This window comes from Clostridium aceticum (genome assembly GCF_001042715.1).
Lineage (GTDB): Bacteria > Bacillota > Clostridia > Peptostreptococcales > Natronincolaceae > Andreesenella > Andreesenella acetica.
On record NZ_CP009687.1, the window covers coordinates 2,053,089 to 2,079,356 of the forward strand.

A 26,268-nucleotide genomic window follows, 5' to 3' on the forward strand; every position below is an offset into this window, starting at 1 on the left:
TGGTTCTAACAGTTACTTTCCTGTTGTAAAACCTCTTTGCCTGCTAAGACTTGTCTTGGCTTACTTCCTTCATGGGGCCCTACCATGCCCTTAGCCTCCATTTCATCTATAAGTCTCGCAGCCCTATTATAGCCAATTTTTAATCTTCTTTGCAACATAGAAATAGAAGCTTGTTGACTTTGTATAACAATTTTTAATGCCTCTTCGAATAATTCATCTGAATCTGTATTATCTTGAAGAATATTGTTTTGATCAATTTTTTCAATAATCTCAGCTTCATAACTAGGTCTTTCTACTTGATTCTTTATAAAATTCACAACTTCTTCTACTTCTTTTTCAGAAACAAAGGCTCCTTGTATCCTCATAGGCTTACTAGCACCAATAGGATAAAATAACATATCCCCTTTACCTAATAACTTTTCTGCTCCTCCCATATCTAAAATTGTCCTGGAATCTGTTTGAGAAGCAACTGAAAAGGCAATTCTCGAAGGTATATTTGCTTTAATGACCCCTGTGATCACATCTACAGAAGGCCTTTGTGTAGCTATAATTAAATGTAGCCCTGCAGCCCTAGCCATTTGTGCTAATCTACAGATAGAGTCCTCTACTTCATTAGCAGCTACTAACATTAAGTCTGCTAACTCATCTATAATAATAATAATATAAGGCAATTTATTGTCTTGAAACTTTTTATTATATCCTGCAATATCCTTTACACTATTTTCACTGAAGGTTTTATATCTTTGGGTCATTTCCTGTACTGCCCAATTTAAGGCACTGGTTGCTTTCTTTGCATCTGTTACTACAGGAATTAACAAATGAGGAATACCGTTATAATGATTTAACTCTACAACCTTAGGGTCAATCATTAAAAGTCTCACTTCTTCTGGGGTGGACTTATATAGAATACTTAAGATTAAGGTATTGATACAGACACTTTTACCTGAACCAGTGGCTCCTGCTATAAGCAAGTGGGGCATTTTACCAATATCTGTAATAAAAGGGCTGCCTGAGATATCCTTACCTAAAGCAAAGGGCAAGCTTGATTGTAAAGACTGATAAGACTCGCTATCGATGATCTCTCTCAAGGTAACAATCGTCACATCTTCATTGGGGATTTCTATACCTATTGCCGCCTTTCCAGGAATAGGTGCTTCTATCCTGATGGCAGGTGCCGCTAGGTTCAAGGCGATATCATCACTTAAGTTAACAATTTTGCTAACTTTAACACCTATGCTGGGTTGCAGCTCATACCTAGTAATGGCAGGTCCTTTACTTACCTGTAATACTTTAGCTTGAACACCAAAGTTTTTCAAGGTTTCCTCTAAAGTTTTTGCCTTTGATACGATCTTTCTTTTATCATCTTTGTTAGGTAGATGATTTATTTCATCTAGCAAATCAATACTTGGTATTTCATATTGAATATGTTCGTCAGAAGAGTAAGTTTCCATTTCTAAAATAGGAGGTTCATTTTCCTGCTTTTCTGGCAATGGATTCTCCTGTAGATCTTCCTTGCTTACTACTGTGTAGTCCAGTATTTTTATTTTTTCTTCAACATTACTTTCTACAGCTGTTAACTGGTTTTCTAAAGGATCTTCCTTTTCTTTAAGCTTCCTTTTCTTACTCTGAGGAGTCACTTTAAAGCCATAGATAAGCTGTCCAGCACTGTAGAAAATTTTTCCTACATAATCCTTCAGTTTAATGGTAAACTCCAATAAAGAAATTTTCGTATAAATAATAATGGAGATTAAAGACAAAGTTATAATAATAATATAAGTACCTATTTGTCCAAATAAACTCACCAGCCAATAAGTAATAGCAGTTCCTACAGCACCGCCACCAATGCCTTCTGTCCCTTTAGCAAACATAGTCTTTATAGCTTCATAAAAACTTGCCTCCGTCAACGCTTCTATAAGAGACAGTTCTAAAAGTGTCCTAAATACTAATAAGCATAAAAAGGTCAGTATAAAAAACAACCTTCCCTTTAATTCTTTCCAAAAGGGCTTATTAATAAAAATCAACACACCTAGTAACACCATGACATAAGGAAGAATAAGTGCAATATTAGAAAACAAACCCATTAATAAATATTTAAGCCCTTCCCCTACCTTACCCCCGCTGTTGCTCTGTAACGCTGTTAGAAGAATAAGACCTAATGCGATAGTAAAGATACCATATATTTCATTATTAAATTCCTCCTTTAATGAAATAAAAGCATCTTTGCCTTTTTTTCTTTTTCTACTCAATCGAATCACCTCTCTTAATATGTACAACATGTATTGTAACATAATATCTGTTGTTTTTACTTGATTTTTCGCTCTGTTAAACACTACTGTTGATTTTTGACTAGAGGATTTTTTTCAATACCAACATCTATTTTTAACATAGCTGAATTTTTTAGGGAAATAGGCTTTTGTAGAAGGACATCTATCTATCATTCTACAACATAATTTAGTATACTACAAATTTTATATTTTTTATCATAAATTTCCTCTAAAAACAAAGTAAGTGTTTTCTATAGATTACAATAAAATAAAGTGCTAATATAAAATATTAACACTTTAAACAAGGTGATTAATTTTCTTTTCTCTGTTGAATTAGTTCCTGCAGCTTTTGCATTGCCTTATTTAATCCACCAACCTCATCAATGAGCTTATACTTTACAGCTTCTTCTCCTATGAGGATACTGCCAACATCATTGGCAAGTTCGTCTGTAGAGCTTATTAAACTCATCAAGGTTTCTTTACTAATTCCTGAGGTCCTAATAATAAAATCGGTAATTCTATCCTGCATTTTGGCAAAGTATTTAAAGGTTTGAGGCACGCCAATCACTAGTCCTGTCATCCTAATAGGGTGAATTGTCATAGTAGCTGTAGGAGCAATAAAAGAATAGTCACCTGAAGTAGCAAGAGGAACACCTATACTATGACTTCCACCTAATACTAAAGTAACTTTAGGCTTTGATAAACTATGGAGCAGTTCTGATATTGCTAAACCAGCTTCTACATCTCCCCCTACTGTATTCAATATTACTAATAAGCCTTCTATATTAGGGTTTTCTTCCACTGCAATAAGTTGTGGAATAATATGTTCGTATTTTGTAGCTTTGTTTTGAGGAGGAGCCACTGTATGTCCCTCAATATGTCCTATAATGGTTAAAGTATGGATTTTTTGATCTACTGGATCTGTTGTAGGTATATTTTGAGTACCTAAAGCATTAATATTTGATAGTTCTGGATTTTCTCCATTACCTCCCTCATGTTTTGGAGAGTTTTCTCCTGTATCTTCTGTATTTTTTAATCTTAATCTATATTGACTCATCATAATTCACTCCTAGCTATTTTTTTAACGCTAATACTATTTTTACCTTTTAGCAGACAAGTATTCTTGAATTATGATATGTCTTTATACTTTTATTTATAAGGAGTATTTTTTCTTCTTCTCATCCTCTAGTTCGATGATAATCATATCATTTCCTATTTTTTTTACAGCTTCCCAAGGTATTTCTAACACAGAATTATTTGAAAAAAAATTCAAGAAATTTTTGTCGTCTGGTATTAATAAAGCTACTATTTTTCCTGTTTTTTCATCAATTAGCAAGTCTGATTCAGCAATAACACCTAAGCGGCTTCCATCACATAGGTTAACAATTTCTTTGCCTCCCATTGCACTAAATCGCATAATATCCCTCCCTATTTTACAGTAAATTCGCCTGAAAGCCCACGGTTTCAATCGTGGGATGAAAGGCGTTTCTTTTAATCTTCTTGTTGCAGTTTCAGTTTAAAACTGATACTATAAATATATGGGACAAGATTATAGAAGAACACAAACAACAGTATCTTTAATAAACTATCATTTTGTTTTCTGTCCAAGGTACAGACGTAAAGTTCTAGTTGGAGAAGTTGAAATAAAATTTAAACAGCTTCTCAATGAGATTTGTAAAGACATTGAAATAGAAATTTTGGCAATAGAATGTGATAAAGACCACTGCCATCTTTTTGTCAATGCACTTCCTCATTTAAGTCCAGCAGACATAATGGCAAAAGTGAAAGGAGTGACTTCTCGATTATTAAGGCAGGAATTTAAACATCTGCGACATTTGCCAAGTCTTTGGACAAGAAGCTATTTTGTATCTACCGCAGGAAATGTATCAAGTGAAACTATAAAACGATATGTTGAAGAACAAAAAACAAGGGGGTGAAACAATGCAGATAACAGTAAAATTTAATATTATTTTGACAAAAGAACAAGTACAACTAATAGAATCTATATCAAAAGAATATATCCATACTGTTAATAGCCTTGTTTCATCTACGCTCCAATCAGAAGAAAGAGTAAAGCTATCATCTAAAGATGTTTTTGCAAATATGCCAAGTGCAGTGAAAAATCAATCTATTAGAGATGCCAAAAGTATCTGTACTAAGTACAAGAAAGCTATCAAGGCTAATTCCAAACTGCCTACTGATAAACAAAAAGTAATCAATGTAGCTACCCTTAAAAAACCTGTCTGTATATGGAATAATCAAAATTATTCACTTAAAGACGGTATTCTTAGTTTTCCCGTTATTATAGATGGGAAATCGCAGCGTATTCAAACTAGAACTATCATGACAGACTATCAGCTAAAACAACTAGAAGGTCATTTGGGAGCATTGCGTATAACTAAGAAAAGCAATAAATATATCGCTCAAATAAGTGTTGAAAAAGTATCTCATATAGTTAAAGGTGATGTTGTAATGGGTGTTGACTTAGGCCTAAAAGTTCCTGCTGTAGCTGTAACCGATTCAGGAAAAACGTTTTTTTTTGGAAACGGTAGGCAAAATAAATACGTCAAACGTAAATATAAAGCGAAACGTAAAAAACTTGGAAAAGCCAAGAAGCTTAAAGTCATTAAAAAGCTTGATGATAAAGAACAACGTTGGATGACAGACCAAGACCACAAAGTAAGTAGAGAAATAATTAATTTTGCAGTAAATAATAATGTTTCTGATATTCGGCTTGAAAAATTAACGAATATCAGAAACACGGCAAGAACAAGCCGTAGAAACGAAAAAAATCTACATACATGGTCATTCTATCGTCTAGCTCAATTCATAGAGTATAAGGCACTATTGAAGGGGATAAAGGTTGAATATGTTGATCCTAAATACACTTCTCAAATATGCCCTGAATGTAAGAAACTAAATAAAGCAAGAGATAGAAAATATAAATGCTCCTGTGGTTTTAAAACACATAGGGATAGAGTAGGTGCTATAAATATAATTAATGCACCTGTAGTAGATGGTAAAAGTCTACTAGCCTAGGGTACTATATGTACTGCTCTAGGAGGGGTAATGGCATACCCTAAGCTTGAGGTCATACTCCGATAGCAGAAATGTACTTCGGTTTAATCACTCAAGAATCCCACTGCTTTAGCTGTGGGAGTGTCAACTTGTCTTACTTTAAATATATTCATTATCTACCTATATATTCATTATCATTTATGATAAGATTATTTATGATATTTACTACATAAAAATAAGGCTAGTTATTTAGCCTTATTAAACACAAAATCCTTTTCTACTTTTCCTACAATCGTTGAAGCAACATGTTCTAAGTCAATAACTTCCTTAATTATTTCTTCAACATCCTCCATTTTCACTGTGTCAATTTTTTGGATAATTTCTTTAGGACTGTAGATCTTATTGAGTAACAGTTCAGATTTACCTATAGATGACATCCTGCTACTTGTACTTTCTAACCCTAGAATATAGTTTCCTTTTAATTGTTCCTTTGATTTATTTAGCTCTGAGGAAGTTAGTCCCTTTGTACGCAGCTCCTCTAACTCCTTGTAAATTAATCCACCTACTTCTTCTACCTGATTAGGGCTCATACCGCCATAAATGGTTAGTAACCCTCCGCCTTTGTAGTTTGAAGGGTAAGAATAAATGGAATAAGCCAATCCTTTTTCTTCCCTAATATTTTGGAAGAGTCTAGAACTCATACTTCCTCCTAATATATTGTTGACAACAAGTAAGGGGTATAATTTGTTTTGTCCCATCGGAATTCCTTTAAAACCTAAACAAAGATGTACTTGTTCTATATCCTTTGATCTTGACACATGATTAAAATTATATTGAAGTACTTCATCTTTCTTTACCAATGTCTCTGCTTTTTCCCAATGACCAAATTTTTCTTCTATCACTTTTAATAGACGATCTTCATCGAAGTTACCTGCTATAGATATGACCGCATTATTAGCAGTATAGTACTTTTTCATATAATCAATAATATGACTTCTACCTATAGATTCGAGGGAATCATTGGTTCCTAATATAGGAAAGCCTAAAGAACTATTTTTGAAAATAGACTGATATAATAAATCATGAGCCAAATCTTCTGGAGAATCTTCGTACATACTAATTTCTTCATATACAACACTTTTTTCTTTTTCTATATCCTCTTCATCAATTTTAGAAGAAAATAACATATCTGCTAAAAGATCAATAGCTAAGGCATAGTGAGTATCTAAAACCTTGGTATAATAACAGGTACACTCTTTGCTAGTAAAGGCATTGATTTGTCCTCCTATACCATCAATTACTTCAGCTATTTCTTTAGCAGACTTTGTGGCAGTCCCTTTAAACAGCATATGTTCTATAAAGTGGGAAATCCCATTATTAGCAGCTGTTTCATATCTTGATCCTGTTTCAATCCAAACACCGATTGAAATCGACTTAACAAAGGGTATATGCTCTGTTACTACTCTTAAACCGTTGTCTAGTGTATGTTTTTTATACATTTTATCCTCCTATGTAACTGATTTCTCTTATTCATTATAATGTAGTTTGGTCCTATATGCAACCTAATCCACCAGCACATCACTTACTCTGCCAACCTTAAGACTTTTTTCCTGCAACTGATCTATAAGAGCAGGCAAGGCCTTTGCTGTTTCTGGCATAGGATGCATTAATACAATAGCACCATGATGATTAGGCTTTTCCATTACTCTTTTGACGATAACATCCTTGGTGCTTCCCTGGCGCCAATCAATGGTATCAATAGACCATAGTATAGTTTTATAACCTAGTTCTTGAGCAGTGATTAGCGTATATTCATTATAGGCTCCTGAGGGAGGTGCAAATAAGGAAGGTTTTTGATTACTATATTGCATAATAATTTCTTCCGTCTGTTTTATTTGGTCTTTGTTTTGTTCCAATGTTAGTTTGCTGTAATCAAGATGTTGGTATCCATGACTGCCAATTTCATGGCCTGCCTTAACAATTTCCTCAAACATCTCTGGAAAAGCCTTTACCCATCTTCCAGTAACAAAAAAAGAAATTTTCACTTCTTTTTCTTCTAAAATCTCTAATATTTCTGGTATCACTTCATTACCCCAGTCCACATTACAAGCAATTGCTATATAATTACTATTTTCGTTTCCTCTTTCTATTGGTCTGTTCACCGTGGCATAATTGGTTGTGGTGCTGGTAGCAGTTTTCTTACTATATAGTATTGTTCCTGTGATAATTATTATAAGTACTAATATAATTGCAATAATAATACGAAAAAATTTCTTGCTCAAAATAACAATCATATCTTCCCCCCCTTTTTTTAACAATGGCTTTGATAATATATTATTCTAAAAATCTAGAGTTATTCTATAGAAATAAAATTTCATAAAAAAACATAAACCTTATGGTTTATGCTTTCTTGTTATCCTCTGGCTTTTTATCTTTATTCACGCTAGGTTTCGGTAATAAAGCCTTATGAGATAAATTCACTTTTCCTTGCTGATCAATCTCCATTACTTTTACTTCTAACTCTTGTCCTACTGCAAGAACGTCCTCTACCTTATTTACTCTTTCATGGGCTAAGTTAGAGATATGCACCAGGCCTTCTTTACCAGGTAGAATTTCTACAAATGCACCAAAGTTTGTTATTTTCACAACTTTTCCTTTATAGACTTCTCCTATCTCTGGCTCTTTTACAATATTTTCGATGGTCTTTAATGCCTTTTCTCCAGACTCTCTATTTTCAGAAACAATATAGATGGTACCATCGTTTTCAATATCAATCTTAACACCAGTTTCTTCAATAATCTTATTAATGGTCTTTCCACCAGTACCAATAACATCTCTGATTTTATCTGGATTAATTTTCATAGTAATTATTCTCGGTGCATAAGGTGAAAGTTCTGACTTTGGAGCATCAATAACTTCCTTCATTTTACCCATGATATGCAACCTTCCCACTCTTGCTTGTTCTAGAGCTCTTACCATTACCTCTTGATCCATACCATGAATTTTTATATCCATCTGAATTGCAGTGATTCCCTTCTCAGTACCTGCAACTTTAAAGTCCATGTCTCCTAAAAAGTCTTCCATACCCAAAATATCTGATAGAATGGCTACCTCATCGTTTTCTTTTACTAGTCCCATTGCAATACCTGCTACCATGCTCTTGATTGGAACACCAGCATCTAATAAAGATAAGGTACTACCGCAAACGCTGGCCATAGAAGAAGAACCATTAGAGCCTAAAACTTCTGATACTAATCTTATTGTATAGGGGAATTCCTCCTGAGGTGGAATCATAGGCTCTAAAGCCCTTTCTGCTAAGGCACCATGTCCTATTTCACGTCTTCCAGGTCCTCTTAGGAATCTTACTTCTCCTACACTGTAGGGTGGAAAATTGTAATGATGCATGTATCGTTTAGACTGTTCTTCACCTAAACCATCAAGGATTTGTACTTCTCCTAGTGCACCTAATGTTGCTACATTTAAAACCTGTGTTTCCCCTCTTGTAAATAAAGCAGAACCATGGGTTTTAGGTAGTATACTAATCTCACAGGAAATAGGGCGAATTTCTTCTAATCCTCTGTCATCTGGTCTTCTCTTCTCACGAAGAATCATGCCTCTAAATTCTTCCTTCACAATACTGTCTAGAATCTGTTTTATATCCTTTTGATTCTCTTCGTATTTTTCAGCAAAGTATTCTAATGTATCAGTTTTCACAACTTCAACTTTTTCATTCCGTTCTGTTTTATCAACAGTCTTAATAGCTTCTAGTATTCTGGTTCCTACGTAGGCTCTTACTTCTTTATCTAATTCTGCATCTACTTGAAAAAGAATCACTTCTTGCTTTGGTTTACCTATCTCAGCTGTAATTTCTTCGATAAAAGCTACGATTTTTTTTATTTCTTCATGACCAAAGGCAATGGCATCCAGCATTTGTTTCTCAGTTAATTCATTGGCACCAGCTTCAATCATCATCACAGCATCCTTTGTTCCTGAAACAATTAGATCTAGGTCACTAACTTCCCTCTGTTTACTATTGGGGTTAATCACATATTCTCCTTCTACCATACCTACCCTTACAGAACCGGTTGGGCCATAAAAAGGAATATCTGATATAGAAAGTGCTACTGAAGAACCTATCATCGCCACAACATCTGAAGAATAATCCTGGTCTACTGACAGTACTGTTGCAATTACTTGTACCTCATTCCTGTATCCTTTTGGAAATAAAGGTCTGATGGGCCTGTCTATAAGCCTCGATGTCAACACAGCTTTTTCTGAGGGTCTTCCTTCTCTTTTTATAAAGCCACCAGGAATCTTACCCGCTGCATATAATCTTTCTTCATAGTCTACACTTAATGGAAAAAAATCAATGCCTTCCCTTGGAGCCTGTGAAGCGCAAGCATTTACTAATACTGCTGTGTTTCCATATTTCACCAAGCATGAACCATTAGATAACCGTGCTAATCTTCCAACCTCTACTTCAAAAGTACTGCCGGCTATCTCAGTTTTAAAAGTTTTTATCATTATTGTATGTTTCCTCCTTTCATTATCAACATCATTGATGTTAATCTACTGCATTATTATTATTTCCTTTTATGTATGAATAAATTACTGTTTACTTTATGTTATTTTTTATAAATGTACACTTTTAAAGTTTTGGTACCTTCATCTATAAGTATTATGTAAATTAAACAATAGAGCGGGAAATCCCGCTCTATATTATTTTCTTAAGCCTAATTTTTGGATAAGCTCTCTATACCTTTCTATGTTCATTTCTTTAACATAGTTAAGTAAGTTTCTTCTTTTACCTACCATTTTTAAAAGTCCTCTTCTAGAATGGTGGTCTTTTTTGTGCATCTTAAGATGATCATTTAAGTGATTGATTCTCTCGGTTAATAGTGCGATTTGAACCTCTGGTGAACCTGTATCACTATCATGTGTCTTATACTCCCCAATAATGGATTGTTTTTTATCTTTTTCCATGGTTTTCACCTCCTCATTTTATATCCCCTGATTCTAAGTAACCGTCGGTGAATCAAATTACTGAGAATAGGTTCTTTAACCTTAATCATTTTAGCATATTTAAGTTATATTGTAAATGATTTTTTGCTTCTTTTATATCTTTATTGATTTGTCTCACTAAATCCTCTGGACTATCAAATTTCATTTCATCCCTTAATCTTTTCACAAAATAAATTTCTATATATTCATCATACAAGTTTCCATGAAAATCCATAATAAAGGTTTCAATAGAAGGAGTCTTGCCTTCAAAGGTAGGTTTTATACCTACTGCAGTAGCCCCTTTATAAATTTCTCCTCCAGTCTTAACTAAGGTTGCATAGACCCCTGCCTTTGGGATTAGTTGAAGGATATCAACAAAAATATTAGCAGTAGGAAATCCTAATTTTGTTCCTCTAGCATCTCCATGAATCACCTTACTATAAAGAGAAAAGTATCTGCCTAAAAACAAATTTACTTTTTCTATATCACCATTTTTTAAGTATTGTCTTATATTAGTGCTACTGATCTTTTCGTTTTCCATCATTACAGCATCGATGATACTTACTTCAAATCCATACTTTTCCCCAAGTTTTTTTAGTAACAAAGGATTCCCTTCGGCTTTATAACCAAAACGATAATCAAATCCCACTACTACTTCTTTACAGTTTAACTCCTGTACTAATATCTTTTCTACAAACCCCTCTGGAGAAAGTGCCATTAATTCCTTACTAAATGTATCTAGAACCAATAGCTCAATACCTAAATCCTCAAACACTTTTTTCTTTTGATCTATATTGGTAATATATTGGAGAGTACCTTTATTGGTAATAACAGGCATTGTATGACTCATAAAAGTATAAACACAGGGTTGTAGATTCTTGGTTTGGCACTTCTGCAATAAATGATGAATTAGTTTTTGATGTCCCATATGTACTCCATCGAAGTTCCCTAGAGCTATACCTTTTTCAATTTTTTTATTGACTTCTTGATGATTGTATATTACCTCCATAAGTACGCTCCTTTAAGTGAAGAGTCTAGAAAATTTAACATACTTCTTTTTTTCATGATCTTCTTTTATATTACCAATGCCTATAAAATCATCCTCTACATAAATCCTTACTTCTGTTTCCGTAGGAATAGAATAAAGGTTGTCCTTTATGTATATTCTATTACCATTTAAAGCTGCTTTTTCATAAGAAGCATCAAGATTAATTTTAAGTATATGATCTAAGGGAAAATCAATAGGTTTTAGATAAGCTTCAATTTCTTCCGTTTCATGGAGTTCTTCCAATGTAATAGCAGATTCTATGTCAAAGTTATGGGTAGCTGTACGTAATAAAAAGGACATTACGCCTCCACAGCCCAATACCCTTCCAATATCGTGACATAATGTCCTAATATAGGTTCCTTTGGAACAGACTACATCGAATAAAACTTTATCTTCCACCATACTGATAATATTTATCTGATGTATTTGTACTTTTCTAGCTTCACGGTCTATTTCTATCCCTTGTCTTGCCAATTCGTAAAGTTTCTTACCCTTTACCTTCAATGCTGAATACATGGGGGGTATTTGGTGATATTCTCCCACAAAGCTTAAGATGGCTTTTTTTATTTCATCTTGTGAAACCTTTACTTCCTTTTCTTCTAAGATACTACCATAAGTATCTTGGGTATCGGTTTGTATACCTAATGTTAATTCAGCTCTGTATCGCTTTGTACTGTCCAACAAAAATTGTGAAATTTTCGTTGCTTGTCCAATACAAATTGGCAATACCCCTGCCGCATTAGGGTCTAAAGTTCCCGTATGTCCCACTTTTTTAATTCTTGTTTTTTTTCTTACCCTCGACACTACATCGTGGGAAGTCATTCCTGGAGGTTTTAAAATATTTAAAATACCCTTCAAACCATCACCAACCTAAATCTATTGTTATTTGTTCTTCAAGCTTCTTCCTTACTTCCTCTATTGTACCTTCAATGGCTGCTCCAGAAGCTTTTTTGTGACCACCGCCACCAAATTTTCCTGCTAATAAACTTACATCTACATCCTTTTTAGCCCTAAAACCTACCTTTACTTCTTTGTTTGTGTTTTCCTTTAATAGTATAGCTATTTCAATGCCCTCTATGTCTCTTGCATAATTAATCACGCCGTCGACGTCATTAGAGGAAATATTAAAACTCTTCAACAGTTCGTCTTCTACCGTTATTATTGCTACTTTTCCATCAAAACATATTTCCATATGATTTAATACATGAGCAAGAAGCTTTACACTACTCAAAGGTTTATTTTGATAGAGATGATAAGAAATTTTATGAAGATCTATATGAAATCCCATCAGGTCAGCAACTACTTGGTGAGTATAAGCAGTAGTATTATCATAAACAAAATTGCCTGTATCCGTGGCAATACCCGTATATAAGCAAGTTGCTATATCTTTATCTAATGGTAATTGAAAATCCTTCAGCAGATTGTATACCATTTCACAGGTTGAAGAAGCGTTTGTATCTAAAAGATTGATATCTCCGAATTCAGTGTTGCTTACATGATGATCAATATTGATAATCTTTTTACTTTTATTCAGAATAACCTCACTATAGCCTAAACGCTTTGCGTCTCCACAGTCCAGTATGAAACAAAAATCAAAGATCTGCGGTTGATCTTCTTTATACTCTTCAACCTGTTGATATTCTGGTAAAAATTTGTATTTTCCAGGAAATATATCATTTCTAAAAATACAAACCTCATCGCATAACTTCTTGATAGCTAAGCCCAAAGCAATTAAAGAGCCTAAACTATCTCCATCAGGGGATACATGAGATAAAATGGCAACTTTACTATTTATATTTAATAAAGATAATGGATTATTCCTCATTGATCCCATCATTTTCTTCCTCTTGAATACCTTGTTCTTGACTCACCTTAGAGATTTTATGATACATATCTATTCCCTTTTCAATAGACTCATCTAACTTAAAGAGAATTTCTGGCGTATATCTTGTTTTGATTTTTTTACCAACTTCTCTTCTTACATAACCAGCGGACTTTTGCAAAGCTTTTATTGTCTCTTGTTTTTCTTTTTCAGTACCTAAAACACTTATATACACAGTGCCATATCTTAAATCTCTAGTCACATCTACTGCAATAATACTTGCCATAGATGATATTCTCGGATCCCTTAGTTCATTTCTAATGATATCACTAATATATTTTTTCATTTCTTCGTTTAGTCTGCTTACTCTAGGATATGCCAAGGTATCCTCATCCTTTCTTCTTTATCTTTTAATTTCTTGCATTTGATAAGCTTCGATAATATCTCCTTCTTTTAGATCATTAAAGTTATCGATACCTATACCACATTCATATCCAGTAGCTACTTCTTTTGCATCGTCTTTAAATCTTCTTAATGATCCTATCACACCATCATGAATAACAATACCGTCTCTTACTAATCTTACTTTAGCATTTCTTAAAATTTTACCCTCAATGACATAACAGCCGCCAATTGCACCAATGTTAGGAACTTTAAAGGTTGCTCTGACCTCTGCTTTTCCTAGTTCTACTTCCTTGTATTCAGGATCTAACATACCTTCAATAGCAGCTTCAATATCTTCCAGAGCATTATAAATAATTCTATAGCTTCTTACATCTACCTCTTCCTTCTTCGCTAAGGCTGTTGCACTAGAAGTAGGTCTAACGTTAAAGCCGATAATGATAGCATTAGAAGCTGAAGCCAGCATAACATCAGATTCCGTAATAGCACCTACCCCACCATGGATGGCCTTAATAACCACCTTATCAGTAGATAGTTTTTCAATAGATTGTTTTACTGCCTCTACAGAACCCTGCACATCTGCTTTAATGATAAGGTTTAATTCTTTAATAGTCCCTTGCTGCACCTGACTATACAGAGCATCTAAAGAAATCCTTTGACTCTTCTTCATTTGCTCTTCCTTCACCTTATCTATTCTATTATTAGCAATCTCCTTAGCAGTCTTATCATCTTCTACAACGATCATTTGATCTCCAGCTTCTGGCACTTCCGAAAAACCAGTTATTTCTACAGCAGTAGAAGGTGTCGCCTGTTTTACACGTCTCCCTTTATCATTTACCATAGCTCTTATCCTACCAAAGGTTGTGCCAATAACTACAGAATCTCCCACCTTTAAGGTGCCGTTTTGTACAAGTACTGTAGCCACAGGACCTCTACCTTTATCTAATTCTGCTTCAATAACAGTCCCTATAGCACTACGATTAGGATTTGCCTTTAATTCTTCTATTTCTGCTACTAATAAAATCATTTCTAACAAGGTATCTATATTGGTGCCTTTAAGAGCTGAAACGGGCACACTGATGACATCTCCGCCCCACTCCTCTATAACTACGCCATGATCAGATAACTCTTGTTTTACTCTGTCAGGATTGGCCCCTTCTTTATCCATTTTATTGATAGCAACAATAATCGGTACACCTGCAGCTTTTGCATGGTTGATTGCCTCTACAGTTTGTGGCATTACACCATCATCAGCCGCCACTACTAAAATAGCGATATCTGTCACCTTTGCTCCTCTTGCCCTCATGGTTGTAAAAGCCTCATGACCTGGTGTATCCAAAAGTACAATCTTGTTTCCATCAATCACTACTTCTGAAGCTCCTATATGTTGAGTAATACCCCCTGCTTCCTTCTCCGTTACATGGGTCTCTCTAATAGCATCCAACAGAGAAGTTTTCCCGTGATCAACGTGCCCCATAACAGTTACTACTGGCGGTCTAGACCTCAAATCTTCTTCTTTATCCATTGGGATAAAGAAGTCAGTAGCTTCTTCTACTATCTCCATGTTTTTTTCGATTTCTATTTCGAATTCATCGGCAATTGTTTTAGCTGTTTCAAAGTCAATCTCTTGGTTGATAGAAGCCATAACCCCTATCTTAATCAATTTCCCTATCACTTCATTAGGATTCTTTTTAATTTTTTCTGCAAAATCTTTAACAATAATTTTCTCTTCTATTTGTATCACTTGTTCACCTTTTTCTTCCATAGGATTAGGTTCTTCTTGAGAAGAACTGTTATTTTTTTTGTTTTCACTCTTTTTTATGTTTTTATCTATTTCATTTTTTAATGGACCTTCATTGCTTTTTGTAGCTTCAGGCTCTGGGTAAGCTTCATTTTTTTCATCGTTTTGCTTTTCTTCAGTATTATTTGTACTTCCCTCTGTAAATAACTCTAATAATAGCTTTGCATCTTCATCCTCTATGGTACTCATATGATTTCCAACTTCTACCGATAGTTCCTTCATTCTTTCAATTAATTCTTTACTACTAACATTTAATTGTTTTGCCAATTGATATACCCTTATCTTTGACAAAGTAATCACCCCCTAAATGAAATCTAGTCCTCATGATCTATACAGTTTAAAAGTGTTGTTGCAAATTTTTTGTCCTTAATACCAATAGTAGCTCTAGAAGTTTTGCCAATGCAGTGTCCTAACTCATCCTTTGTACCCATAAACTTTAAAGGTACATGGTAATAACTACATTTGTCAGAAAAGACCTTTTTGGTATTGTCAGAAGCATCTTCAGCAACGATCACTAGGTATAAACTTCTTTTCAACTCCTTCTTACAGGTTTCTTCCCCTGATACAATCTTGCCAGCCCGCATAGCCAACCCTAACAAATTACTAACTTTACTCTTCACTGTCGCTAATCTCCTTAACCAATCTTTCGTAAACTTCTTGGGGGACTTCTGATTGAAATGCACGATTCAGGGCTTTTGATTTTTTTATCTTTTCAAAACAAGGTTTATTATTGCAAATATAAGCACCTCTACCATGAGCTTTTCCTGTAAGATCCACATTGATTTCCCCCTGCTTGTTGCAAACAATCCTAATCAACTCTTTTTTTCCCTTCATTTCATTACAACCTATACATTTTCTTAGTGGAATTTTTCTTACCTTCATAGGTTCACCACCTTTAGTCAGCAGATTTTACTTGACTTTCACTTTTTATATCTATTTTCCAACCAGTTAACTTTGCAGCTAATCTTGCATTTTGACCTTCCTTGCCTATTGCTAAGGATAGTTGATAATCGGGAACTACTACCTTGGCTGTTTTATTTTCAACACTTACCTCTGTAGAAACCACTTTTGCAGGACTTAAAGAACTAGCTATAAATACACTTGGATCTTCACTATACTTAATGATATCAATTTTTTCTCCCCTTAACTCATCTACAATTGCCTGCACTCTGGCTCCCTTTGGCCCAACACAGGCTCCAACTGCATCTACATTAGGATCCTTTGATTCCACAGCTATTTTTGTTCTTGAGCCAGCCTCTCGGGAAATACTTTTAATTTCTACCACACCTTCGTGGATTTCTGGTACCTCTAATTCAAATAATCGCTTAATCAACCCTGGATGGGTTCTAGAAACCATCACCTGAGGCCCCTTGGTGGTTTTCTTAACCTCCACAATATAGGTTTTGATTCTTTCTCCATGTGTATATTGCTCATTAGGTATCTGTTCTGTAGGACTCAAGGTTGCTTCTGTTTTCCCTAGGTTGACATAAACAATACCTTTTGCTACTCTAGCTATGGTGCCAGTGATAATATCCGACTCTCTGTTAATAAATTCTTCATATACCACACCACGTTCTGCTTCCCGAATCCTTTGAACAACCACCTGTTTTGCAGTCTGAGCTGCTATTCTTCCAAAATTTCTAGGGGTTACTTCTCGTTCTATAATGTCCTCTACTTCATAATTTCTATGGATTTCTTTTGCTTCTTCCAAACTGATCTCCAATAGATCATCCTCTACCTCTTCTACAACTCTTTTTTGCGAGTATACATGTACTTCTCCAGTTTCTCTATTGATTTCAACCCTTACATTTTGTGCTGAACCAAAATTTCTTTTATAACTAGAGATGAGTGCTGCCTCGATTGCATCAATTAGTATTTCCTTTGAGATACCCTTATCTTTTTGGATTTGCTCTAGAGCTTCTATAAACTCTGTACTCATTCTTATACCCCCTAAAATTTGATAGCAAGCTTAGTAATCGCAACTTTTTCTCTAGGTATCTCTACTAAACCCATATCTATTGTATTTAATTTAATTGTGTCATTTTCCAAACCTATTAATTCACCTTCTATGATCTTTTTATTATCGATAGCTTCATATAGCTTTACTTCTACATTTTCACCTTGAAACTTTTCAAAATCACTATCTTTTTTAAGTGGTCGATCTAAACCTGGAGAAGAAATCTCTAAAAAATAATTTTCTTCGATAGGATCTAATTCATCTAGTTTTTCGCTCAATTGTTCACTGACCTTTTGACAATCATCCAGTGTGATCCCCTCTGGTTTATCGATATACACTCTCAAATATTTATGGGGTCCTTCTTTTTTAAATTCAATATCAACTAATTCAAAGTTTTCATTTTCTAGAATTGGGGTTACCAATTCTTCTGTTATTTTTTCTACTTTGACTTTCCCCATTTTATAACCTCCCTAATATTTAGTTTTAATTTATACTTGTATATTTTGTAATTTTTTTTATAATTATTCCTCGTTAAGATCATTCTATGTAGTGTTTTCATATTCATTCTGAATAATAGGAAAGAGTGGGCGTCTTCCCACTCTTATAGAATAAACCTATATTGTTACCTTGAGTATACCATAAACTATCTTGTGTTGCAAGTTAGAAGAGCGAAAGTTGGTTTGTTCTAGGTAAATCTTGGATACATCCGTGCTGGATCAAAGCTTCTATAACAGTTTTTGTTACTTTAGTTCGATCTCTTAAGTCCTCCAAAGATAAAAATTCTCCATTTTCTCTAGCCGCCATAATACTCCTAGCTGCATTTTGTCCAACTCCCTGTAGAGACTTCAGTGGAGGAAGCAGCTTTTCACCTGTAATCATGAAGCGATCTGCATCAGACTTATATAAGTCTACCGGCAGCAGTCCTATGCCTCTACAGTACATTTCAAGTACCACCTCTAAGACCGTCAGCAGATTTTTTTCCTTCGCTGTCATAGTATTGCCCATGTTCTCTAATTCTATAATCTTATTTTTTACTGCTTCTTTTCCTTTAACAATTAAATCAGCATCAAAGTCTTCTGCCTTCATAGTAAAGTAGGTGGCATAAAAAGCTTCTGGGAAGTGTACTTTAAAGTAAGCAATTCTAAAGGACATCATAACATAAGCCACTGCATGAGCTTTGGGAAACATGTACTTTATTTTATTACAGGAGTCAATATACCATTTTGGTACATTGTTTTCTTCCATCATCTCTTCATCTTCTGGCCTCAGGCCTTTGCCCTTTCTTACATTCTCCATGATCTTAAAAGAAGCTTTAGCCGGCAGTCCCTTTAAAATTAAGTAATTCATAATATCATCTCTAGTGGAAATAACATCCTTTAGCTCTGCTACATTATTTCTTACGAGATCCTGTGCATTATTTAGCCATACATCCGTTCCATGGGACAGTCCACTGATTCTAAAAAGTTCTGCAAAGGTTTTAGGTTGGGTATCTACCAGCATCTGTCTTACAAATTTTGTTCCAAACTCTGGTATACCCAAGGTTCCTACTTCACATTGATAATCCTTATCCTCTATACCTAAATCTTTGGTGGAAGTAAAGATCCCCATTGTCATTTTGTCGTCTAATGGTATCGTTTGAGCATTTAGTTTCGTAATATCCTCCAACATTTTAATAATGGTAGGAACATCGTGGCCTAGAATATCTAGCTTTAGCAGCCTACCACTAATAGAATGATAATCAAAATGGGTTGTAATCACACCAGCGTTAGAATCATTTGCAGGATATTGTATAGGCGAAAATTCATGAATATCTCTGTTACTGGGAACAATCATAACCCCGCCAGGGTGCTGCCCAGAAGTTCTTTTAACACCAGTACACCCAGCTGTCAAACGATTCACTTCTGCTTGGTTATAACTAACTTGTTTTTCTTCTAGGTACTTTTTTACAAACCCATAGGCAGTTTTATCCGCAATGGTTCCTATGGTTCCTGCTCTAAAAACCTTACCCTCTCCAAAAAGCTCCTCCGTATATTTATGGGCTTCACTTTGATATTCCCCAGCAAAGTTTAAATCTATATCTGGTTCCTTGTCTGCTTCAAAGCCTAAGAAAACTTCAAAGGGTATATCATGTCCATCTTTTATAAGTTGATGCTGGCATTTAGGGCAGGTTTTATCCGGCAAATCTGCACCTGAACCAAAGGAACCATCTGTAATAAACTCTGAAAATTTACATTCAGGACAGACATAGTGGGGTGGTAAAGGGTTTACTTCAGTAATATCACTCATGGTAGCAGCAAAAGAGGAACCTACTGAACCCCTTGAACCTACTAAGTAACCATCCTTCAAAGATTTTGTTACCAGTTTTTGAGCGATAATATACATAACCGCATAACCATTGTTGATAATAGAATTTACTTCTCTATCTAGTCTATCCTTCACTATATTAGGGAGAGGATGACCATAGATTCTTTCAGCTTTTTCGTAGCATAGACGCCTTAGTTCCTCTTCTGATCCCTCGATTTCTGGAGGAAAGGTTCCATCAGGAATAGGAATTAAAGGGTCTATTTTCTCGTTCAGCTGATTAGGATAATCTATCACGATTTCTCTAGCTTTATCTTCTCCTAAATAAAGAAATTCCTTTAACATCTCCTCTGTAGTTCTTAAATATAAAGGGGCTTGGTTGTCTGCGTCATTAAATCCTTGTCCTGTCATCAGTATTTTTCTATAATAGGCGTCTTGTTGATGCAAAAAATGCACATCTCCAGTAGCCACAACAGGTATACTGAATCGATCCCCCAAAGCAACAATTTTCTGATTGATGGTTTTTATCTCTTCTAGTCCATTGAGGATACCTTTTTCTATAAGAAAACCATTGTTTCCTAAGGGCTGAACCTCTAAATAGTCGTAGTACTTAGCAATTTTTTCTACTTCTTCAGTAGCAGCATTATTTAACAGTGCTTGAAAGAGTTCCCCTGCTTCACAGGCAGATCCTATGATGAGTCCCTCTCTATATTTATTTAGCAAACTTTTAGGTATTCTAGGTTTTTTATAGAAATAATGTAAGTGGGACTCACTAACAAGATGATATAGATTTTTTAACCCCACTTGATTCTGTGCCAATACCATAATGTGATAGGTGTTTAATTTTGATATATCTACTTTTTTACCTAAATGTTGATTAATCTCCTGTAAAGTAGCTATACTTTTATCCTGCATCATTTCTATAAATTTAATAAAAACCTTTGCTGTAGCTTCAGCATCCTCTACTGCTCTATGGTGATTCTCCAATGGAATCCCCAACTCTTTTGCAACAACATTTAATTTATGCCTCTTTAACTGGGTCAATAGTACTCTAGATAACTTCAACGTATCTACTACTGGACTACTTAAATCACAGCCTAGCTTTTTTGCATTTACTCTAATAAAACCCATATCGAAGTCAGCATTATGTGCAACTAGACAACTGCCTCCTACAAAGTTTAGAAAACTGGGTAATACTTCTTCAATGCTAGGCGCCTCCTGAACCATCTCATTGGTAATTCCTGTTAACTCTATAATTTTTTGAGGTATGGTGGCTTGTGGATTAACCAGTGTAGAAAATCGATCTACAATCTGCTTATTTTTTATTTTCACTGCCCCGATTTCAGTAATTCTATCATTTTTATTAGATAATCCAGTGGTTTCAATGTCAAAAACAATGTATTCATCTTCCAATGAATATATTTCTTCATCTATATTCACTAATTTGTCCTCATCATTTACAAGATAACCTTCCATACCATAAATCACTTTTATTCCATGCTCTCTTGATGCCTCCATTGCCTCAGGAAAAGCTTGTACTACCCCATGGTCGGTTATAGCAATAGCCGGATGACCCCATTTTGCCGCTGTCTTTATTAGCTGAGTTGTGTTACTGACACCATCCATAGAAGACATTTGGGTATGTAGATGTAATTCGATTCTTTTTTTCTCAGCTAAGTCTTTTTTCTCCTCTTTTGTTACAGATACTACATCTGTAGCCATAATTACATTTTCCCTTACATACTTATCATAGAAAAGTTCACCTTTTACTCTAATGTATTGACCTTTCTTTAAGGTTTCCTTCATGCTAGGGGACTGATTTTTCCCTTCAAAAACCTTAACTGTAATAGAGCTGCTATAGTCAGTGATATGAAAAGTAACTAAGGTTTTACCACTATTCAATAGTCTATCCTCAATATGAAAAACTTCTCCTTCTACTACTACCACTTCCAAGTCATTTCCTAAGTCACTTAACTTGATGACATTACCAGAAAAGTTTTTTCCTAAAAGAATAGAAGAAGGTCGGCTAGAAACTTTTTCGTTAGGTTTCTGTTGACTCTTTTCTTGAAGAGAAACTTCTTTTTTCATTTTGTCTAGCAAAAGAACATTTTCTTTTGCTTTTTGATCTTCGTAAATGGATAAATCAAAATCCTTTTCAGCATGAGAAAAAATTACACATTTTATAGATGTATCAAACTGTTTTTTAAAATAATCCTGTATTTTTTTTTCTATATTACGTTCCTTCGCCTTCTGGGTAAGAAAAGTTTCTGGTATTTTAATAGAGAATATATCGTCTTTTATTTCCCAGGTCAATTGTCCTTCGACTGCCTTGATAGAGGGAATCTCTTTTTTGAGAAGAAACAAAAGATTTTTCCAGTTTAAGTTTATTAACTCCTCTAAAGACTGAAATTGAACATGATAGTTTACATGAATCTCCACATCTTTTATATCTGCAATATTTTTCTTTAACTGTTTTGTTAAAAAGTATAATTCTTCTTGATGAATAATTTCAGAAGCTTTTAAGTTTATAGCTAATTTCTTGCTTTTTTTATAAAACTTCAGTCCTGCTAGAAATGTTTTTTCTATTGAAGCTATTGGTTTGATCCCAAAAGCATTAGCAAAGTCATAAAAATTTATTTGTTTTAAAGGATCCATTTGGTTCCCCCTTATTCTAATTTAACCAGTATTTCAATATATCCTTATACATCTTTAGCCTCCAAACCATTCCCTTGGTGAGGCCTAGCTTTTCCTCTTTCATTACATGACTTATATCCTTTAACATCACCTGTTTTGTTGTAATACAGTTTTCTTTAATATACTTAGAAAGGGCTACTTCAAGACTATAGCCACTCATATTTAAATTAAGAATATCTCTTGCTAAATGTCGCTTAAAAGCCCTCTGCCCCGATAGATTGGGAGCAATCTTTTGTGCTAGATTGGTGATGGTCCTCCCGGACTCAAATATACCTACCGTCATCTCTATATTTTCTTGAAGCAGTGGCAGGATCAAATCTTCTATATGCTCCTCAGTTAAGCCTACTAAGTCAGCATCTAAGAAGAGTATGATCTCACCATCGCAACCTTCAAGTCCCCGCTTTATTGCTTCAGCCTTTCCTCTATTTTCAGGTAATTGTATTACAGTTGTATTATTGTATTCAGTAGCAATTAAAGCAGTATGATCCCTTGATCCATCATCTATCACAATAACATTTGTAATCATTGAGGATTTACTTAAAGGTTCTAATACATTTTTTATCCTCATTTCTTCATTATAGGCAGGAACAATAGCAGACACCTTCATAAAGATACTCCTTTGCTACATATTTTCTATTTCTTCCATGAGGGTTTGTATAATTTCTTTCTCTGGAACTTTTTTTATAATTTTACCCTTTTTAAATAGTAGTCCTGATTCACTTCCACCAGCAATCCCAATATCGGCATCTCTAGCTTCTCCTGGACCATTTACAGCACAACCCATGATGGCTACCTTTAGTGGTTTTTTGAGATGGCTTATTTTTTTTTCTATTTCATTTGCTAGATCAATTAAATTAATTTGACATCTGCCACAGGTAGGACAAGATATCATGGTAATTTCATTTTTTATTAGTCCTAGTGATTTTAATATTTCCTTACCTACTTTAATCTCTTCAACCGGATCTCCTGTTAGTGAAACACGAATCGTATCTCCTATCCCCATCAACAGCAATGCTCCAATTCCAATAGATGATTTTACGGTTCCTCCCCATATTGTACCAGCTTCAGTGATACCTAAATGCAATGGGTAATCCACCGCCTCAGCCATTTTTTTATAAGCATCTACTGTTAGATGTACATCACTGGCCTTTAAAGATATCACGATATTATAAAAATTCATCTCTTCAAGAATAGCTATATGAGCTAAAGCACTTTCTACCATTGCCTCCGCTGTAGGATGTCCATACTTCTGTAAAAGATTTTTTTCCAAAGACCCGGCATTTACACCTATTCTAATTTTAACGTTTCTCTCCTTAGCAAGTTTCACTACTTCCTTTACCCGACTTTTATCTCCTATATTGCCAGGATTTAATCTCAATCCATCGATTCCCTGCTTTAAAGATTCTAAAGCCAGACGATAATCAAAGTGGATGTCTGCTACAATAGGGATAGAGGTTTGCACCTTAATGTCTTTTAATGCTTCTGCTGCCTGCATATTTGGAACAGCAACTCTAACAATATCACAACCTGCCTCTTCTAGCCTATGAATTTGTTTTACAGTGGAGGTAATATCCCTTGTATCTGTTGTTGTCATAGATTGAAGAGATATGGGATGATTAGCACCAATAAAAATATTGCCACATGTAATTTCCTTTGTACTTCTTCTCAAATCTTACCACCTCGGTTAAATTATATGACTGGATTTCTAGAATTTTTCAGGCTATACATCTGCTTAACTACTAAAAAAGGTTAATATATCTTTATAGGTAATAATTATCATCAATAACATCAATAATGCTAAGCCCACCATGTGAACAAAGGCTTCCTTATCTGGATCAACTGGTTTACCTCTAAAAAGTTCAAATATGAGAAATAAAATTCTGCTTCCATCCAAAGCGGGAATAGGCAGTAGGTTGATGATCCCCAGGTTAATGCTTATTAGTGCTGCTAGATACAAAACATTATAGAAGCCATCTCTGCTGGCTTGACCCACTAAGCTTATAATGCCTACAGGTCCAACTACTTCTGCTGATGTAGCCTGCCTTCTAAACAATCGTCCAAAAAAAGCTAGCATTTCTGTAAAAATCATCTTTGTTTGTTCATAACTGCCTCTCAATGCTAAGGTTACAGATTTTTCCGTAACTGGTACTATGCCAATCATAAATCTATCGGTGCTTTCATCTGCTTCTGGTTTTACCATCTTTTGAATTTTCTCATTACCCCTCATTAGTTCAACCTCTAGTGTTTCACCTTGGGAAATGTTTATTTCCTCCACCAAATGATCCCAGTCTCTTATAGCTACATTGTTAACGGATAGAATTTTATCGTTTTCGTGAATTCCTGCCATTGCTGCAGGAGAATTTTCCATGACTTGTTGTATTCTAGTGGTAGGTGTCCCCATCACATTGTAGAAAATAATAGCAAATAAAAGAATCGATAGAATAAAATTCATGAAAGGGCCTGCAAAAATTACTGCAATCCTTTCTCCCACGGTTTTTTTGCTAAAGCTCCTTGAATCATTAGAAACCTCGTCTTCTCCCTCCATCTTCACATACCCACCTATAGGTAAAATTCTTATAGAGTAATCGGTTTCTCCTCGCTTATACCTTAAGAGTCTAGGCCCCATACCTATGGCAAACTCGTGGACTTTAATACCTACCATTTTAGCAACACTAAAATGTCCCAACTCATGAATAAAGACCAATAAACCAAATACAAAAATCGCCGTTAGTGCTGTTTTCAACATTAAACACCTTCCTATCTTAATTCATTGACAATCCAACTTCTCACCCACTGTTCTAACATTTGTAGTTCTTCAGTGGTACTATAAGGGAAGGATTGATGCACCTCCATAATTCTTGTTATGTATTCTGCTATGTCGTAAAAACCTATTCTATTTTTTAAATAATAATCCACCAATATTTCATTAGCAGCGTTCAAAACACAAGGCATTGTACCGCCTATTTCTATCGCCTTATAGGCTAAAGCCAGACAAGGAAATCTTTTTACATCTGGTTCTGTAAAAGTTAATTGATTGACCTTCTTAAAGTCTAGCCTTCTTACTTCTCCTTTTATTCTCTCTGGATAAGAAAGCGCATACTGAATAGGTAATTTCATATCCGGTATTCCTAATTGTGCAAGAATAGAGAAGTCTTTTAGTTCTACCATAGAGTGGATAATGCTCTGTGGATGTATCGTTACTTCTATTTTATCCACATCTACATGAAATAACCATTTCGCTTCTATAACCTCTAGTCCTTTATTCATTAGCGTTGCAGAATCAATGGAAATTTTTTTTCCCATATCCCAATTAGGATGCTTTAGTGCTTCCTTAAAGGTAGCACTTTGAATTTCTTCATAAGACCATTCTCTAAAAGGTCCTCCTGAAGCCGTTAGTATAATCTTGGAAATATCAGTGATTTTTTCCCCATTTAGACATTGAAATATAGCAGAGTGTTCACTATCTACCGGAAGAATCTTTACATTATTTTTAAGACATTCCTTCATCACCAGCTCTCCAGCCGCTACTAGTGTTTCTTTATTTGCCAATGCAACTGTTTTCTTGCTTCTAATAGCCTCTAGAGTCGGTAGTAAGCCTATACTACCCACCACTGCATTCAATACCAAGTCAGCTTTGTCATGGGTAGCAACTTCAATTAATCCTTCTATCCCAGAGCAAATTTTTATATTTGCCGAAATTCTAGAGGCTAGTATTTGTGCTTTTTCTTCATCAAAAACAGCAACCAGCTTCGGTTGAAATTTTTGAATCTGCATTTCAAGTTCATCTATATTCTGCATCACAGCTAATCCTACTACCTTAAACTTTTCTGGATGTTCTTCAATAATTTCTAATGTCTGTTTTCCAATAGATCCTGTAGATCCTAAAATACTAAGTTTTTTTGTCATCCCTTCACCTCATACTCAATAAAATAAGCATTGCTTTAAGGCTATGCTTATTTA

At 34.8% G+C, this 26,268-nt stretch carries 23 protein-coding genes; 2 read left to right on the forward strand and 21 right to left on the reverse strand.

Going from position 1 to position 26,268, the window contains the following annotated elements:
* Positions 1–5 precede the first annotated feature (5 nt).
* The 3 genes from CACET_RS09630 to CACET_RS09640 all read right to left on the reverse strand — a co-directional run bounded on the left by CACET_RS09630 (position 6) and on the right by CACET_RS09640 (position 3,681).
* Positions 6–2,246: an FtsK/SpoIIIE family DNA translocase gene (locus tag CACET_RS09630; protein ID WP_052661184.1), complete on the reverse strand. Its 2,241-nt coding sequence runs from the start codon at positions 2,244–2,246 to the stop codon at positions 6–8.
* A gap of 328 nt (positions 2,247–2,574) precedes the next feature.
* Positions 2,575–3,321, reverse strand: a complete 747-nt coding sequence (locus CACET_RS09635) for a ClpP family protease (protein WP_082058058.1) — start codon at positions 3,319–3,321, stop codon at positions 2,575–2,577.
* Between the two features lie 96 nt (positions 3,322–3,417).
* On the reverse strand, positions 3,418–3,681 hold the full coding sequence (locus tag CACET_RS09640; RefSeq protein WP_044822858.1) for a YlmC/YmxH family sporulation protein: 264 nt from the start codon (positions 3,679–3,681) through the stop codon (positions 3,418–3,420).
* 121 nt (positions 3,682–3,802) lie between these two features.
* Between CACET_RS09640 and tnpA the strand changes: the two genes are divergently transcribed.
* Positions 3,803–4,201, forward strand: coding sequence for an IS200/IS605 family transposase (tnpA, locus tag CACET_RS09645; protein ID WP_044826404.1), 399 nt, complete (start codon positions 3,803–3,805; stop codon positions 4,199–4,201).
* 4 nt (positions 4,202–4,205) lie between these two features.
* The gene (locus CACET_RS09650) at positions 4,206–5,303 is read left to right on the forward strand and encodes an RNA-guided endonuclease InsQ/TnpB family protein (RefSeq protein ID WP_201777347.1); all 1,098 of its coding nucleotides are present in this window, start codon (positions 4,206–4,208) and stop codon (positions 5,301–5,303) included.
* Positions 5,304–5,527: 224 nt separating this feature from the next.
* Here the strand turns inward: CACET_RS09650 and CACET_RS09655 are convergent, their stop codons facing one another.
* From CACET_RS09655 to CACET_RS09740, 18 genes are all read right to left on the reverse strand, one after another.
* On the reverse strand, positions 5,528–6,781 hold the full coding sequence (locus CACET_RS09655; protein WP_044825897.1) for a M16 family metallopeptidase: 1,254 nt from the start codon (positions 6,779–6,781) through the stop codon (positions 5,528–5,530).
* Between the two features lie 63 nt (positions 6,782–6,844).
* Positions 6,845–7,576, reverse strand: a complete 732-nt coding sequence (locus CACET_RS09660) for a polysaccharide deacetylase family protein (protein WP_044825898.1) — start codon at positions 7,574–7,576, stop codon at positions 6,845–6,847.
* 106 nt (positions 7,577–7,682) lie between these two features.
* The gene (locus tag CACET_RS09665) at positions 7,683–9,806 is read right to left on the reverse strand and encodes a polyribonucleotide nucleotidyltransferase (protein ID WP_044825899.1); all 2,124 of its coding nucleotides are present in this window, start codon (positions 9,804–9,806) and stop codon (positions 7,683–7,685) included.
* A gap of 195 nt (positions 9,807–10,001) precedes the next feature.
* Entirely contained in the window at positions 10,002–10,265 is a 264-nt protein-coding gene (rpsO, locus tag CACET_RS09670; RefSeq protein WP_044825900.1) for a 30S ribosomal protein S15, read from the reverse strand.
* Between the two features lie 85 nt (positions 10,266–10,350).
* On the reverse strand, positions 10,351–11,292 hold the full coding sequence (locus tag CACET_RS09675) for a bifunctional riboflavin kinase/FAD synthetase (RefSeq protein WP_044825901.1): 942 nt from the start codon (positions 11,290–11,292) through the stop codon (positions 10,351–10,353).
* Between the two features lie 12 nt (positions 11,293–11,304).
* Positions 11,305–12,189: a tRNA pseudouridine(55) synthase TruB gene (truB, locus tag CACET_RS09680; RefSeq protein ID WP_044825902.1), complete on the reverse strand. Its 885-nt coding sequence runs from the start codon at positions 12,187–12,189 to the stop codon at positions 11,305–11,307.
* A 4-nt stretch (positions 12,190–12,193) separates the two neighbouring features.
* Positions 12,194–13,165: a DHH family phosphoesterase gene (locus CACET_RS09685; RefSeq protein WP_044826000.1), complete on the reverse strand. Its 972-nt coding sequence runs from the start codon at positions 13,163–13,165 to the stop codon at positions 12,194–12,196.
* On the reverse strand, positions 13,146–13,535 hold the full coding sequence (gene rbfA, locus CACET_RS09690) for a 30S ribosome-binding factor RbfA (protein WP_044825903.1): 390 nt from the start codon (positions 13,533–13,535) through the stop codon (positions 13,146–13,148). Before rbfA ends, CACET_RS09685 begins: the two co-directional genes overlap by 20 nt.
* Before the next feature lie 21 nt (positions 13,536–13,556).
* A complete protein-coding gene (gene infB, locus CACET_RS09695; protein WP_044825904.1) occupies positions 13,557–15,647 on the reverse strand; it encodes a translation initiation factor IF-2 in 2,091 nt (696 codons plus the stop codon).
* A gap of 23 nt (positions 15,648–15,670) precedes the next feature.
* Positions 15,671–15,976, reverse strand: coding sequence for a L7Ae/L30e/S12e/Gadd45 family ribosomal protein (locus CACET_RS09700; RefSeq protein ID WP_082058282.1), 306 nt, complete (start codon positions 15,974–15,976; stop codon positions 15,671–15,673).
* Positions 15,966–16,238: an RNase P modulator RnpM gene (rnpM, locus tag CACET_RS09705; protein ID WP_044825905.1), complete on the reverse strand. Its 273-nt coding sequence runs from the start codon at positions 16,236–16,238 to the stop codon at positions 15,966–15,968. The genes CACET_RS09700 and rnpM overlap by 11 nt, the downstream gene beginning before the upstream one ends.
* A gap of 13 nt (positions 16,239–16,251) precedes the next feature.
* Positions 16,252–17,295: a transcription termination factor NusA gene (gene nusA / locus CACET_RS09710; protein ID WP_044825906.1), complete on the reverse strand. Its 1,044-nt coding sequence runs from the start codon at positions 17,293–17,295 to the stop codon at positions 16,252–16,254.
* A gap of 11 nt (positions 17,296–17,306) precedes the next feature.
* Positions 17,307–17,771 carry a ribosome maturation factor RimP gene (gene rimP, locus CACET_RS09715; protein WP_044825907.1) on the reverse strand — a complete coding sequence of 155 codons (465 nt, stop codon included), beginning with the start codon at positions 17,769–17,771 and terminating at the stop codon, positions 17,307–17,309.
* A 202-nt stretch (positions 17,772–17,973) separates the two neighbouring features.
* Positions 17,974–22,269 carry a PolC-type DNA polymerase III gene (locus CACET_RS09720; protein ID WP_082058283.1) on the reverse strand — a complete coding sequence of 1,432 codons (4,296 nt, stop codon included), beginning with the start codon at positions 22,267–22,269 and terminating at the stop codon, positions 17,974–17,976.
* A 16-nt stretch (positions 22,270–22,285) separates the two neighbouring features.
* Positions 22,286–22,915 (reverse strand): glycosyltransferase family 2 protein, encoded by a 630-nt coding sequence (locus CACET_RS09725; protein ID WP_044825908.1) that lies wholly within the window; start codon positions 22,913–22,915, stop codon positions 22,286–22,288.
* 15 nt (positions 22,916–22,930) lie between these two features.
* Positions 22,931–23,977, reverse strand: a complete 1,047-nt coding sequence (gene ispG, locus CACET_RS09730; RefSeq protein ID WP_044825909.1) for a flavodoxin-dependent (E)-4-hydroxy-3-methylbut-2-enyl-diphosphate synthase — start codon at positions 23,975–23,977, stop codon at positions 22,931–22,933.
* A gap of 63 nt (positions 23,978–24,040) precedes the next feature.
* On the reverse strand, positions 24,041–25,054 hold the full coding sequence (gene rseP / locus CACET_RS09735; RefSeq protein ID WP_044825910.1) for an RIP metalloprotease RseP: 1,014 nt from the start codon (positions 25,052–25,054) through the stop codon (positions 24,041–24,043).
* 11 nt (positions 25,055–25,065) lie between these two features.
* Positions 25,066–26,214 (reverse strand): 1-deoxy-D-xylulose-5-phosphate reductoisomerase, encoded by a 1,149-nt coding sequence (locus CACET_RS09740; RefSeq protein WP_044825911.1) that lies wholly within the window; start codon positions 26,212–26,214, stop codon positions 25,066–25,068.
* Between the last annotated feature and the right edge of the window lie 54 nt (positions 26,215–26,268).

What these genes read in the sequence shown, in the direction of transcription:
- rnpM (WP_044825905.1), bottom strand. Translation starts at nt 16,238, where the DNA reads ATGAAGGTAAGAAAAATTCCACTAAGAAAATGTATAGGTTGTAATGAA.
- CACET_RS09675 (WP_044825901.1), bottom strand. Translation starts at nt 11,292, where the DNA reads ATGGAGGTAATATACAATCATCAAGAAGTCAATAAAAAAATTGAAAAA.
- nusA (WP_044825906.1), bottom strand. Translation starts at nt 17,295, where the DNA reads ATGAGTACAGAGTTTATAGAAGCTCTAGAGCAAATCCAAAAAGATAAG.
- CACET_RS09665 (WP_044825899.1), bottom strand. Translation starts at nt 9,806, where the DNA reads ATGATAAAAACTTTTAAAACTGAGATAGCCGGCAGTACTTTTGAAGTA.
- CACET_RS09640 (WP_044822858.1), bottom strand. Translation starts at nt 3,681, where the DNA reads ATGCGATTTAGTGCAATGGGAGGCAAAGAAATTGTTAACCTATGTGAT.
- CACET_RS09655 (WP_044825897.1), bottom strand. Translation starts at nt 6,781, where the DNA reads ATGTATAAAAAACATACACTAGACAACGGTTTAAGAGTAGTAACAGAG.
- CACET_RS09720 (WP_082058283.1), bottom strand. Translation starts at nt 22,269, where the DNA reads ATGGATCCTTTAAAACAAATAAATTTTTATGACTTTGCTAATGCTTTT.
- rimP (WP_044825907.1), bottom strand. Translation starts at nt 17,771, where the DNA reads ATGGGGAAAGTCAAAGTAGAAAAAATAACAGAAGAATTGGTAACCCCA.
- CACET_RS09725 (WP_044825908.1), bottom strand. Translation starts at nt 22,915, where the DNA reads ATGAAGGTGTCTGCTATTGTTCCTGCCTATAATGAAGAAATGAGGATA.
- CACET_RS09685 (WP_044826000.1), bottom strand. Translation starts at nt 13,165, where the DNA reads ATGGGATCAATGAGGAATAATCCATTATCTTTATTAAATATAAATAGT.
- CACET_RS09650 (WP_201777347.1), top strand. Translation starts at nt 4,206, where the DNA reads ATGCAGATAACAGTAAAATTTAATATTATTTTGACAAAAGAACAAGTA.
- rseP (WP_044825910.1), bottom strand. Translation starts at nt 25,054, where the DNA reads ATGTTGAAAACAGCACTAACGGCGATTTTTGTATTTGGTTTATTGGTC.
- rpsO (WP_044825900.1), bottom strand. Translation starts at nt 10,265, where the DNA reads ATGGAAAAAGATAAAAAACAATCCATTATTGGGGAGTATAAGACACAT.
- CACET_RS09635 (WP_082058058.1), bottom strand. Translation starts at nt 3,321, where the DNA reads ATGAGTCAATATAGATTAAGATTAAAAAATACAGAAGATACAGGAGAA.
- CACET_RS09740 (WP_044825911.1), bottom strand. Translation starts at nt 26,214, where the DNA reads ATGACAAAAAAACTTAGTATTTTAGGATCTACAGGATCTATTGGAAAA.
- CACET_RS09660 (WP_044825898.1), bottom strand. Translation starts at nt 7,576, where the DNA reads ATGATTGTTATTTTGAGCAAGAAATTTTTTCGTATTATTATTGCAATT.
- tnpA (WP_044826404.1), top strand. Translation starts at nt 3,803, where the DNA reads ATGGGACAAGATTATAGAAGAACACAAACAACAGTATCTTTAATAAAC.